At 64.0% G+C, this 11,854-nt stretch carries 13 protein-coding genes; 10 read left to right on the forward strand and 3 right to left on the reverse strand.

Going from position 1 to position 11,854, the window contains the following annotated elements; genetic code table 11:
• Nucleotides 1-30 precede the first annotated feature (30 nt).
• From INT40_RS19290 to INT40_RS19305, 4 genes are all read left to right on the forward strand, one after another.
• Nucleotides 31-1,107, forward strand: coding sequence for an asparaginase (locus INT40_RS19290; RefSeq protein ID WP_193071704.1), 1,077 nt, complete (start codon nucleotides 31-33; stop codon nucleotides 1,105-1,107).
• A gap of 15 nt (nucleotides 1,108-1,122) precedes the next feature.
• Complete coding sequence (locus INT40_RS19295; protein WP_101571774.1) at nucleotides 1,123-1,524, forward strand: sterol carrier family protein; 402 nt, start codon at nucleotides 1,123-1,125, stop codon at nucleotides 1,522-1,524.
• The gene (locus tag INT40_RS19300; RefSeq protein WP_193071703.1) at nucleotides 1,521-2,963 is read left to right on the forward strand and encodes an aldehyde dehydrogenase family protein; all 1,443 of its coding nucleotides are present in this window, start codon (nucleotides 1,521-1,523) and stop codon (nucleotides 2,961-2,963) included. The genes INT40_RS19295 and INT40_RS19300 overlap by 4 nt, the downstream gene beginning before the upstream one ends.
• 103 nt (nucleotides 2,964-3,066) lie before the next feature.
• The gene (locus tag INT40_RS19305; RefSeq protein ID WP_193071702.1) at nucleotides 3,067-3,996 is read left to right on the forward strand and encodes a DMT family transporter; all 930 of its coding nucleotides are present in this window, start codon (nucleotides 3,067-3,069) and stop codon (nucleotides 3,994-3,996) included.
• 33 nt (nucleotides 3,997-4,029) lie between these two features.
• On the opposite strand, the gene INT40_RS19310 is transcribed toward INT40_RS19305, so the two are convergent.
• Nucleotides 4,030-5,010 (reverse strand): universal stress protein, encoded by a 981-nt coding sequence (locus INT40_RS19310; RefSeq protein ID WP_193096771.1) that lies wholly within the window; start codon nucleotides 5,008-5,010, stop codon nucleotides 4,030-4,032.
• A 160-nt stretch (nucleotides 5,011-5,170) separates the two neighbouring features.
• On the opposite strand from INT40_RS19310, the gene INT40_RS19315 reads away from it, so the two are divergent.
• The 3 genes from INT40_RS19315 to purM are packed head-to-tail and all read left to right on the forward strand — an operon-like array spanning nucleotide 5,171 to nucleotide 8,251.
• The gene (locus INT40_RS19315; protein ID WP_193096772.1) at nucleotides 5,171-5,629 is read left to right on the forward strand and encodes a hypothetical protein; all 459 of its coding nucleotides are present in this window, start codon (nucleotides 5,171-5,173) and stop codon (nucleotides 5,627-5,629) included.
• 44 nt (nucleotides 5,630-5,673) lie between these two features.
• Nucleotides 5,674-7,155, forward strand: coding sequence for an amidophosphoribosyltransferase (purF, locus tag INT40_RS19320; RefSeq protein ID WP_101571781.1), 1,482 nt, complete (start codon nucleotides 5,674-5,676; stop codon nucleotides 7,153-7,155).
• A gap of 1 nt (nucleotide 7,156) precedes the next feature.
• The gene (purM, locus tag INT40_RS19325; RefSeq protein ID WP_193071699.1) at nucleotides 7,157-8,251 is read left to right on the forward strand and encodes a phosphoribosylformylglycinamidine cyclo-ligase; all 1,095 of its coding nucleotides are present in this window, start codon (nucleotides 7,157-7,159) and stop codon (nucleotides 8,249-8,251) included.
• Between the two features lie 224 nt (nucleotides 8,252-8,475).
• Here purM and INT40_RS19330 read toward each other — a convergent pair whose 3' ends face one another.
• Nucleotides 8,476-8,703, reverse strand: a complete 228-nt coding sequence (locus tag INT40_RS19330; protein ID WP_009881540.1) for a DUF3073 domain-containing protein — start codon at nucleotides 8,701-8,703, stop codon at nucleotides 8,476-8,478.
• A 128-nt stretch (nucleotides 8,704-8,831) separates the two neighbouring features.
• Here INT40_RS19330 and INT40_RS19335 point away from each other — a divergent pair, with 128 nt between their 5' ends.
• From INT40_RS19335 to INT40_RS19345, 3 genes are all read left to right on the forward strand, one after another.
• Nucleotides 8,832-9,647: a hypothetical protein gene (locus INT40_RS19335; protein ID WP_101571785.1), complete on the forward strand. Its 816-nt coding sequence runs from the start codon at nucleotides 8,832-8,834 to the stop codon at nucleotides 9,645-9,647.
• A gap of 73 nt (nucleotides 9,648-9,720) precedes the next feature.
• On the forward strand, nucleotides 9,721-10,266 hold the full coding sequence (locus tag INT40_RS19340; RefSeq protein ID WP_193071698.1) for a hypothetical protein: 546 nt from the start codon (nucleotides 9,721-9,723) through the stop codon (nucleotides 10,264-10,266).
• Entirely contained in the window at nucleotides 10,263-11,126 is an 864-nt protein-coding gene (locus INT40_RS19345; protein WP_101571789.1) for a hypothetical protein, read from the forward strand. The genes INT40_RS19340 and INT40_RS19345 overlap by 4 nt, the downstream gene beginning before the upstream one ends.
• Nucleotides 11,127-11,144: 18 nt before the next feature.
• Here INT40_RS19345 and INT40_RS19350 read toward each other — a convergent pair.
• On the reverse strand, nucleotides 11,145-11,854 hold a 710-nt coding region (locus INT40_RS19350), incomplete at its 5' end, for a LysR substrate-binding domain-containing protein (RefSeq protein ID WP_413463562.1).

Genomic DNA, 11,854 nt, shown 5'->3' on the forward strand with positions numbered 1-11,854 from the left:
TCCAGCCTATAAGGTCGTAGGCTTGGGTGCGTGACTCCTTCCACTTTCACTTCCGCCGAGGCTGTCGAATTGGCCACAGTCATTCGCAGCGGATTCGAAGAATCCCGCCATATCGGTTCCGCCGTTGTCCTCGATCCGAGCGGATCACCCCTGATCAGCCTGGGTGTGCCCGAGGTACCCGTGTTCACCCGGTCGAGCCTCAAGCCCCTCCAAGCCATCGCCGCAATGAAGCTCGGTGCGAATGTCAGCGGCACGTGGGCAGCCCTGTCGACCGCGTCCCACAAATGCGAGGCCGGCCATGCTGAGGCGGTTGCCGGGATGCTCGGATCCGTGGGTCTGAGCCCGGCTGACCTGCAGTGCCCGTCCGCGCACCCCGCCGATGGAGCCTTCCGCCGGAGTCTGCAGGAGACAGGTGCCGGCGACCCGAAGTCGGCCCTGTACTTCAACTGCTCCGGTAAGCATGCGGCCTTCCTCATGGCCGCCACGGCCATCGGCGCCGATACCGGAGGCTACCTCGACCCCACCCATCCGGTGCAGGCCAAGGTCGCCGAGGTGGTCGAGACCTTCGCCGGCGAGCCCCCGGCCGCCGTGGGCACAGACGGCTGCGGTGCCCCGGTGTTCGCGCTGAGCCTGGTGGGACTGGCGCGGGCGATTGGCTGTGTGGTGCAGTTGGGCAGCGCACACGAGAATCCGGCGACCGCCTCGGCGACGGAGGACTTCACCTCCTATGCTCCCGAGGCCCGCACCCTCATGCAGGCCGTCTTCGCCGAACCCTGGGCGATCGAAGGCCACGGCAGACCGAACACCACCGTCATCGACCGCCTTGGCATCTTCGCCAAGGGCGGGGCCGAAGGCGTCATCGTCATGGCCACGAAATCCGGGTACTCGGTGGCGCTGAAATGCCTCGACGGGTCTTCTCGGGCGACCGGGCTCGTGGCCCTGATCCTGCTGCGCAAGGCCGGGGCGCTGGCCGATGTCAGCGATGAACTCCTCGACGAAGTCATTGCGGCGATCACAGACCCGGTCACCGGCGGCGTCGATTCCGAGGGGCGGACGGCGGTTGTCGGTCGCGTCGTCGTGGGTGAAGATGTAGCGAAGATCAGGTAAGAGGGAGAGTCACTGATGGCGATTCGCAGAAGGATCGACCCCGACGAGGGTCGCAACGCCCTAGAGATGTGGGTGGCGCATTCGGACGCCGATGCGGCACCGGCGGACAGGTCGACCCTGGCCACCGCGGTGAGGTTCACGCTCGAGGAGCTGGCATCGCGGGCCGAGGGCAACAGTGTTGAGGTGCGTGTCCCTCCGTTCGGAGTCACCCAGTGCATTCCCGGTCCCCGGCACACCCGCGGCACACCGCCCAACGTCGTTGAAACCTCGGCGCAGGTGTGGTTGGACATCGTGACCGGCAAGACAGAATTCTCCGCAGCGCTCGCCGAGGGGACGGTCGACGCATCGGGCACCCGGGCGGACATCTCCGACTTCGTCCCTCTGTACACAGCAGCAGAATTGGAAGGCCGGCGATGAACGCCCAGATCACCCAGACCACCTCATTCATCGGCGGACGCCACGTCCCCTCACTGACCACCTACGCCAACGTCGACCCGGCCACCGGCGAGCACCTCGGCGATGTCTCCCGGGGCGGAGCCGACGAGGTCGACCGTGCGGTCAAGGCCGCGGCCCGGGCACAGCGGGAGTGGAAGCGTTCGAGCACAGAGCAGCGCTCGAAGCTGCTGGTCACCACGGCCGAGGTGATCCGAGCCAACCGTGATGAGATGGCGGCCCTCGAATCGGAGGACACCGGCAAACCCCTGACTCAGGCCTATGCCGACGTCGATGTCTGCGCCCGCTACTTCGAGTTCTACGGTCACACCATCGAGTCCTACTACGGGCACTCGATCCCCATGTCCGAGGACATGCACGTCTACACTCGCCGCGAACCCTACGGCTTGACCGGGCACATCGTGGCCTGGAACTACCCGCTCCAGCTCATCGGCCGTGCTGCCGCAACATCATTGGCCACAGGCAACTGTGCCGTGGCGAAACCTGCCGACGAGACCCCGCGCTCCACGGTCCGCCTGGCCGAACTCATCCATTCCGTGGGTTTCCCCGCCGGTGCGTTCAACGTGGTCACAGGCCTGGGCTCCGAGGCGGGTGCGGCGCTGGCAGCCCACCCCGGCATCGCTCACCTCGGCTTCGTCGGCTCGACCCAGACCGGTTCGCAGATCGCCCATGCTGCCGCCGATCGGGTGATCCCGACGGTGCTCGAACTGGGTGGGAAGTCCGCGAACATCGTCTTCTCCGACGCCGATGTCGATGCCGCCATCCCGTCCCTGGTCCGCTCGATCATCCAGAACGCCGGCCAGACCTGCTCGGCCGGTTCCCGGCTCATCGTCGCCCAGGACATCCACGCCGAGGTGGTGGAGAAGATGGCGGCCGCGATGGAGAAGGTGACCATCGGCTACGGCAGTGACGATCCCATGCTCGGACCTCTGATCTCGACAAAGCAGCAGGCCCGCGTCGAATCGTTCCTCTCCGATATCGGCAGCGCCCAGATCATCACCGGCGGCACCCGCCCCGAAGGCCTCGCCGCCGACCTCACCGGGGGCGCCTTCATCACCCCGACCCTCGTGGACAATGTCTCCCCAGGTTCGAGGATCGCGCAGGAGGAGGTCTTCGGTCCCGTCGTCGCGGCCATGGCCTTCGGCGACGAGGAAGAGGCGATCTCCCTGGCCAACGGCACCGACTACGGTCTGGTCTCGGCGCTGTGGACGCAGAACATCTCACGTGCGCATCGGGTTGCCGCCGAGGTGGAGGCCGGGCAGATCTTCGTCAACACCTACGGTGCCGGCGGGGGAGTGGAGCTGCCCTTCGGCGGGTTCAAGAAGTCCGGGTATGGCCGTGAGAAGTCCATCGAAGCCTTCGACGAGTACACGCAGACAAAGACCGTCGTCGTGAAGCTGTGAGCATGGCAGCACCCGAGGTCAGGGCAGTGCCTGAGGTCGGTGCAGTACCCCGGGTCGGGACGATATCGTCCGTGCGGAGCCTCGTGCGCAGTTGTGGTCGTCGATGACTCCTGCGGTCCTGGGACTGGTGCTGGTCGCCTCGGTCGCCCATGCCCTGTGGAACATCGCAGCGAAGTCCGTCTCCGGCAAAGGCTACGCTTTCGTACTGGCCTATCACGGACTGTCTGCGATCCTGCTGGCACCGATTGCGATCTGGCTGCTCGTTTCGGGCACCGATCAGATCAATCTGGGCATTGCGGCCGCCGCGGTGCTCAGTGCGGTCTTCCACATCGCCTACTCGGTGTCTCTGCAGTCCGGCTATGACCATGCGCCCTTGGGCGTCGTCTATCCCACGGCGCGCGGGGTCGGGCCGATCATCACGATCATCATCGCCGTGCTGTTCCTGGGCGAGCGGCCGACGCCTCCTGAAACCATCGGCGCCTTCGTCGTCCTCGCTGGCATCGCGGTGGTGACGGTGCGACCGCGAGGCGCAGGCATCGGGGCTTCGAAGAGCAGCCTCGGCGGCGGCCACCATGGCTCTCACAGCTACGGCATCGGACGCGGCTTGGCCTGGGGTGGGTTGATCGGATGCTTCATCGCCTCGTACACACTGTGGGATGACTTCGCCGTCAACCACATCACCGACTCACCGTTGCTCTACTTCGCTGTGTCCGAGGCCTGCGTCGCGGTCATCATGGCCCTGGGCATCGTGGCGCTCCCAGGCGGTGCGGGACGCAGGGCGGACGTCGCATCGATCCTGTCCGGGCACAAGCGAGCCCTGATCACTGTCGCCATCCTGTCCCCGTTGGCCTACCTGCTCGTCCTCTTCGCCATGCAGCAGGCGCCGGTGTCCCTGGTGGCTCCGGTGCGGGAGACCTCGATCATCGTCGGCACGCTGTTGGCCTGGTGGTTCTTCGGGGAGAAGAACATCGCCATGAAGCTGACCGGCGCGGTGGTCGTCGTCGCCGGGATCAGCCTCATCGCTCTGGGCTGACGGCCCCGTCCACGCCGCCGCAGTGCGCCAACCTCAGCGCTTCTTCGCTGCCTTTCGGCGGAGTACACGCACCACTCGGATGGGGCACACCGCGTGGGAGAGCACGGCTTGGGACGTCGAACCGAGGATCGTCGACACGAAACCACCGCGACCACGCGAACCCATGATGATGAGTTCGGCGGTGTAGGTGGCACTGATGAGCACCTCGGTGGCGGGGGCATCGAAGATCGACCAGCGAACCTCGATTTCGGGGAACTCCTCCCGCAGCGACTCGACCGCATCTTCCCGCGAGGTCACGGCTTCGTCGTACATCTTCTCCAGGTGCGTTTCGCTGGGCATCCACTCCGGGGAGAGCACGTGAGCGGCGGTGATGCCGACCAGGTGCAGGGGCAGACCATAGATCCGCGCCTGCTGCGCAGCCTCACGCAGGACCGGACCATCGGTCTCGAACGGATCGATCGCGGCGACGACTTCACCGGTGAAATCGGGACGGCGGTCTCTGGACTCGGTGGTGGCCGTCCGTGCGTCGGAGGAGCGTACGGGCAGGTCGATGGGCAGGGGCCTCTCGGGCAGCGGGCGCTCCGGCCAAGTGCTGGGGATGACCACAGTGGGGCAGAGTGCGTGCGCGGGCATCGCCAACGCCACCGACCCGAGCAGGCGGCCGGCGAAACCTCCGCGACCGCGGGCGCCGATGACGGCGAGATCGGCGTTCTTCGAGTTCTCGACCAGCGCACCCGAGGCATCCCCGGGGAAGACCACTGTCGACACCGGCACCGAGGCGTCGGTGACGGTTCGTGCGTTGTCGTCGACGAGCTGCTGCACCGACCTTTTGATCGTGATGTCGAAATCGGCCGGGTAGACGATGTCCGCTTGGCTCATATTCACGCCGGGGACGGTGTAGGCCGCCACGAGTCGAATCTCCGAAGCGGTCAGCTGCGCATGTTTGATCGCCCACTGCAGCGCGCATTGACTGTTGGCTGAGCCGTCGACTCCGACGATGATCGTATGAGACATGTCCACCCCTATGTGAAAACCACTGCTGTGTCTGTCTCCACCTTATGGGATGGGTCGCACAACTGCCTGGGAGTCAGTGGAAGAGTTCTCGACTAGACTGTCCGCGACTTGAAATGCGGGTGCCACTGACCCGCCACCGACACCCTTGCCCGAGGAGACCATGAAGGATCAGATCGACGTCGCCGTTCGTCGCAGCCCCAAGTACTCAGTATTCATGGGACTCGGCGCGATTCTCGGCGCTCTCGTCGCGGGCGTGCTCACCCTCTTCGTCGATCCCACAGCGATGCCCGCCGGCTACACCGTGGGCAAGGGGGCAGGGCTTCTGCTTCTCATCCTTGCCGTCGGCGGCTTGTTCCTCGGTGGACTTCTGGCCGTGATCCTCGACTGGATGGGTCGGAGGAAGGCCCGCAAGTACCGCGTCGGTGCAGAGATCGACGTCGTCGACGATCCGAAGGAGATCGCGCGTCGGCGTATTGCCGAAGCCAACGGAGAAGATCCCGATGCGGGCTCACACACACCATCTGAGCCCGTCGCCGAGGCGGATGCCAGTGCCGATGACGAGCCCTGCAGCGGGTCGTCCGACGGGCCCCGCGACGGGTCTTCGAGTACCGGAGTCTGAACTCCCTGTGAAGTGGGGTCCGTCGATGTGAGACAATCTTTCACGTGGCAAGAGGAGACGGGCAACTAACGCACGAAATTGACCCCCTGGACCGCGGACCTCAGGATGCTTGTGGAGTATTCGGAGTCTGGGCGCCAGGCGAGGAAATCGCCAAACTCACCTACTTCGGGCTATACGCTCTGCAGCACCGTGGGCAGGAGTCCGCAGGCATCGCTGCCAGCAATGGCAAACAGATCCTGATCTACCGCGACATGGGCCTGGTCTCACAGGTCTTCCATGAACGCGATCTTGAACTTCTGCAAGGCCACATCGCACTCGGACATACGCGCTATTCGACGACGGGTTCCCCCTCGTTCGAGAACGCACAGCCCACGCTCGGGCCCACCCCGTTCGGCACCATCGCCTTGGCGCACAACGGCAACCTGACGAACTTCGATGAGCTCGAGGCCCTGGCCGATGGCCGTCGCGACGACGCGAACAAGGTCGTCAAGGACGCCACGAAGAAGGTCAGCCGGACTCGCCCCTTCCGCGACTCCTCCAATGACACCTCCCTGGTCACAGAACTCTTCGCCACCGAAGAGGGCGAGAACCTCACCGAGGCTGCGCTCAACCTCCTGCCCAAGGTCGAAGGCGCGTTCTCTTTGGCCTTTATGGACGAGAACACCCTCTACGCGGCACGTGATCGCCACGGAGTCAGGCCCCTGTCGTTGGGACGCATGGAGAACGGCTGGGTCGTGGCCTCCGAGACTTCGGCTCTCGACATCGTCGGCGCCTCCTTCGTGCGTGATGTCGAACCGGGCGAACTCATTGCCATCGACGAAGACGGACTGCGTTCCTTCCGGTTCGCCGAACAGGACCAGGCCCGCTGCGTTTTCGAGTACGTCTATCTGGCCCGTCCCGACAGCGTACTCAACGGCAAGACCGTGCATTCGGCCAGGACTCAGATGGGCCGCCAGCTGGCCGACGAGTTCCCCGTCGATGCCGATCTCGTCATCGCCACGCCGGAATCAGGGACACCAGCGGCCGTCGGCTATGCCGAACAGTCAGGCATCCCCTTCGGCCAGGGGCTGATGAAGAACGCCTATGTCGGGCGCACATTCATCCAGCCCTCGGACACGCTGCGACAGCGCGGCATCCGCCTCAAACTCAATCCGCTGCGTGAGAACATCGAGGGCAAACGCCTCGTCGTCGTCGACGATTCGATCGTGCGCGGCAACACCCAGCGTGCCCTTGTCCGGATGCTCCGTGAAGCCGGAGCGAAGGAGATCCATGTGCGCATCTCCTCACCACCGGTCAAGTGGCCCTGCTTCTACGGCATCGACTTCGCAACCCGGGCCGAACTCATCGCCAACGGTCTGAACATGGACGAGATCCGTGACAACCTCGGCGCCGATTCCCTGGGATACATCTCTCTCGATGGGATGGTCGAAGCCACCCAGCAGAAGCGCAGCCAACTGTGCACCGCCTGCTTCTCGGGCGAGTACCCGATTCCTGTCAACAACACCCCCGCAGAAAAAGGATGTTGAGTTGAGCACCGATCCAGCAAAGTCCACCACCTATGCCGCTGCCGGCGTCGATGTCGAGGCCGGTGACCGCGCCGTCGAACTGATGAAGTCCGCGGTTGCAGCGACTCACAATGCGAATGTCGTCGGAGAGGTGGGCGGTTTCGCCGGACTCTTCGACGTCTCTGTACTCAAGAACTTCGAGCGCCCGTTGTTGGCCTCGTCGACCGATGGTGTGGGTACGAAGGTCGCGATCGCGCAGGCTCTCGATAAGCACGACACCATCGGATACGACCTGGTGGGCATGGTCGTCGATGACATCATCGTGTGCGGTGCCAAGCCTCTGTTCATGACCGACTACATCGCCTGCGGCAAGGTCGTGGCCGAACGCATCGCCGACATCGTCCGCGGCATCGCCGAGGCATGTGCTGGCGCCGATGTTGCACTGGTCGGCGGAGAGACCGCTGAGCACCCGGGCCTGCTCGGAGTTGACGACTACGATGTCGCCGGTGCCGCCACCGGTGTCGTTGAGTCATCCAAACTGCTGGGACCTGAGAAGGTCACCGCCGGGGATGTGCTCATCGGGTTGCCGTCGTCCGGCATCCATTCCAACGGCTACTCCCTGGTCAGGCACATCATCGCCGAGGCGGGCTGGAGCCTGGATCGCAACGTGCCGGAATTCGGCCGCACCCTGGGCGAGGAGCTCCTCGTTCCCACACACGTCTACACCGGTGAACTCAACGCCTTGTTCTCGGCTCTGCCCGACGCTGTGCATGCGGTCTCGCATGTCACCGGCGGGGGACTGTCTGCGAACGTGGCCCGCGTGCTGCCCAAGGGCCTCGTGGCCAAGATGTCGCGTGCCTCCTGGGAGATCCCTCCGGTCTTCTCGACTCTCGGCGATCTTGGCGGAGTGCCGCAGGATGACCGGGAGCGGACCTGGAACCTCGGCGTCGGAATGGTCCTCGTGACCTCCGCAGACTCCGTCGACAGCGTGCTCGCCGCCAGCCCCGGCTCATGGATGCTCGGCGAGGTCAGCGTCGACGACGGTTCACTGGCCTCGGAACTCGACTACGTCCAGGGCGCCAAAGGCGTCGACGGCGGAGCCGCAATCCTCCGCTGAGAGTAGGCGGTCTTACCTGCGGGTGGGCAGGGCCATCTGAGGGTGCGGCAGCACGCTGGAGCCACGGATATGAGATGCCACTGCCTGTAGGGCGACCACCTGCCTTGAGTCAACGCACCTGCCATCAGACAACGCAGAAGGCGGAGGCCGTAGCCTCCGCCTTCTCACTTGCGCGAATCCGATGCTCTGTGTATCTGAGCGTCGGTCACATCAGTGCTGATCGGTCAAGATTCGCGCTGTGTATAGTCGTCTTCTTCGTCGTCATCGTCGACGTTGTACTTGTCGGCGTAATCCGAATAGTCCGGCTCGTTGTCGTACGGATCTGACGAACCGGACGCCTGCGACTCGGAACCCAGTTCCTGCTGGAGTCTATTCAGGTCGGTGTCCGGGCTGTAATATTTCAGCTTCCGGGCAACCTTGATCTGTTTTGCCTTTGCGCGGCCGCGACCCACTGGCGTGACCCCCTCCGTCGTCATTTGGGGCGAAGCGCCCCGGACTAGATCTCTGCTATGCGCTTAAATCCTACCTGTTCGCAGTGGGAAGTTCCATTTTGCGGCCCGACCTTGGATAGGGTGAACCCATGTCCTACAGTCGCGATTATGTTGTCACTCTGCGGATCTTCGAGCCCACCGTGGTTCATTCCGCATTGCAAGACGAGCAGGTAGAAGACAACCGTGCTCGGGTCGAGGAGCAGGTCTCCGATGATGCCGATCAGCGCTTGATCTCACTGCCGCCGAGCCCTGTGGCCGAATCGTTTCGCAATACCCCGATCTTCCTTCCTGCGTCTCAGACTTCGGACGGAGTCGATCGTTACTGCCCCGCTCAAGAGGACATTCGCGGGTGGGAAGCACTTGAAGCGCTGAGCGAACACACCTCGAAGGCGACGCTGGACATCATCGCTCCGAAGTCGGCGCGCAGGCGTGCGGCCAGCCGTCGAGCCGAGTGGCTCCAGGACGCAAAGGACACTCGGGTCTTCACACGAGTCTCGGCCTGGGACGTGCCACCGTCATGGTGGCTGTTCTTCTCCCTCAGCGAAGACCAGATCATTACGAACGAAACCGATGCCGGGCTGAGAATCCTCATCCGTACGGACATTCTGGCCGCCTCGGCGAGGATGGAGTGGGCGGCGGAGACCGTGGCCGACAAGTCTAAGGTCGTCGACATGGTTGAGCAGACATCGATTCTGGCTCAGTGGGTCGACGGCTTCGATATGAACTCCGTGCTCGAACTCGACCTGGGCGGTATGAGCGATGTGCTCTGGCCCAACGAGGCACCGGAACTCGTCGATTCGTGGGTGACCGCGCTGAGCAACGACGACCCTGAAACTGCGGTCGCATCCTTCCAGAAGTATGCGGCGATGTGGGAGCAGCTCAATCTCTACGCTCGCAGTTCCTGAGTCCTCCGACTACCCGGTGGCGGTTACGATAGTCTGCGTAACCGCGGCGTCGAGAGAGTGAACCACACAGCGCATGGATGAGAAGAAGCACCGACTTCTGACGAGCAGGAAGCCGCATTCGGAACCTGCCGACGAGTCCCTGTCTGCCGACGAGTCACTGACCGCCACCAAGCCGAAGCCGATGACGACCTGGTCGATCGTGTGGCGCCTCGGCGCGACTGCTGTGGCCCTCATCATCCTCACCTGCGGGCAGTTCCTCAACACCAACGACTTCTTCCCGCTCGGGTCACTGACTCAGTACGCGACAGCCAAAGATCTCAACGGCACGGTGAACTCGACCTGCATCGAAGCGCAGTTCCCCGGCGAGGACGAACCGCGCCGGCTCGGTTTCAACCCGGCGACTGTGGGCATCGAACGCGGCGACATCGAGTCTCAGCTCGACCGGGTCATCACCCACCCCGAGCTCCTGCAGACCCTGGCAGATTCCTTTGAACGCCTCCATCCGGACGAGCCGAAGCCGGAGAAGATGATCCTCTGCCGCAGCGTGACCCAGTTGGAGAACGGCCGCAGCGTCGGCGAACCCGAACACAAGATCCTGGCGACTTGGGAGGTGCAGTGAACAAGCCCACCACAGCCGAGGCGAAGGCCGGAAACCCAGTCATCGCCTGGTTCACGCCGCAGCTCCCTCTGGCCCGGGTCGCGGTCTTCCGCGTCTTCATCTACCTCTTCGTCATCATCGATGTCCTGACCATCTCCGCCGATGTCATCCCACACGGGTGGACTCCCGACCTCTACCAGCCGCTGTGGCTGGCCAGGTTCCTCCACATCCCACCGGTCAGCGTCGTCGGCGCACAGATCCTGCTCGCCGCGATCATCGTCTTCTCGCTGCTGGCGGCCGCCGGAATTCTGCAGCGCCTGAGTGGGTGGATCGTCGCGCTGACCTTCGGGTTGTGGATGTTCTACACCCAGGGTTATGGCTACGTCGCCCACGATCACATGGCCCTCGTCATCGCTGTGGTGGTTTTGCCGACGGTCGGAGTCGCGCGATTCCGGGACGTGGGAACCACCTCGGCGAAGGCGGGGTGGGCACTGCGGGTCGTGCAGATCGCTGTCGTCCTCACCTACTTCTACTCGGTGGTTATGAAGTGGATCGCCTCGGGCAACATCACTCACTGGGCCAACGGTGCCGTCATCATCTGGGCACTCATGCGCCGCGGTGCCGAATGGTCGAAGCCGTTCCTCGAAATGCCGGGCCTGCTCATCGCCGGTCAGTGGGCGACGTTAGTCTTCGAGTTCCTGTCGCCGATCGTGCTGTTCTTCAAGGGCAAATGGCTCTACGGTGCCGTCATCTTCTTCATGCTCTTCCACCTCATGACCTACATCGCCCTGGGCATCCACTTCCTGCCGACGGTCATCTGCTGGGCGGCATTCCTGCCCTTGGAGAAGCTGGTGCCGAAACGGTTCGCCGCCCGGCGTTAGCCGATTCGCGCCGGAGTGTCAGGCGATGTGCCGTAAGGCGTCGAGCACCCGTTTGAGGGCTGCGCGTTCGGCGGTGTCGGGGCGCATGACCGCGACAACCCAGCGCGTGGTCGTGACTCCGGTCAGAGGCACGAGAGTGAGACCTGCGTTCTGCGGAGTCGTGAGTCGCGGCAGCAGCGCAAGGTGATCGCTGGAGGCGACGATCGCTTCAATGAGACGGTTGTCCCTGATGCGTTGAGTGACTTCGAGTGCCCGTCCGGTCACGTGCTCGATCGACGACATGATCGTGGCGAACGGGTATCCTTCTGGCACGCCGATCCACCGGGCATCGACGAGGTCGTCTGGAGCCAGTTCGCTGCGCCTGGCCAGCGGGTGGGAGTCGGACATCGCCACATCGATGCGTTCCCGAGCCAAGGATTCGACCGTGAGCCCTTCTGTATTGGAGGGGCGTCGGGAAATCAGGCTGTGGGCGACGACGATGTCGAACTCCGAAGTCAGACCCGCGAATTCGTGTTCAGCGAGGTCCACATCGGTGGTGGTCACGACGATGCTCGGGTTGGTTTCACGCAGACGCTGCAGTGTGGTTGGAATGAGATAGGTGAGTGCGCTCGGCAGTCCCGCGATCTTCACTTCGCCGGCGGCCTCGCCGAGGTAGTCCTCCCAGTCCGCCTGCACGTTGATACTGGAAAGGTCGGGAATCCCGGTGTGACCCAAAGCCTGACTGACCC

The organism is Brevibacterium sp. FME17, assembly GCF_014897515.1.
Lineage (GTDB): Bacteria > Actinomycetota > Actinomycetes > Actinomycetales > Brevibacteriaceae > Brevibacterium.

Bases quoted from the DNA above. Each gene is read 5' to 3' on its own strand.
- INT40_RS19305 (WP_193071702.1), top strand. From the start codon at position 3,067: ATGACTCCTGCGGTCCTGGGACTGGTGCTGGTCGCCTCGGTCGCCCAT.
- INT40_RS19315 (WP_193096772.1), top strand. From the start codon at position 5,171: ATGAAGGATCAGATCGACGTCGCCGTTCGTCGCAGCCCCAAGTACTCA.
- INT40_RS19310 (WP_193096771.1), bottom strand. From the start codon at position 5,010: ATGTCTCATACGATCATCGTCGGAGTCGACGGCTCAGCCAACAGTCAA.
- INT40_RS19300 (WP_193071703.1), top strand. From the start codon at position 1,521: ATGAACGCCCAGATCACCCAGACCACCTCATTCATCGGCGGACGCCAC.
- INT40_RS19340 (WP_193071698.1), top strand. From the start codon at position 9,721: ATGGATGAGAAGAAGCACCGACTTCTGACGAGCAGGAAGCCGCATTCG.
- INT40_RS19335 (WP_101571785.1), top strand. From the start codon at position 8,832: ATGTCCTACAGTCGCGATTATGTTGTCACTCTGCGGATCTTCGAGCCC.
- INT40_RS19295 (WP_101571774.1), top strand. From the start codon at position 1,123: ATGGCGATTCGCAGAAGGATCGACCCCGACGAGGGTCGCAACGCCCTA.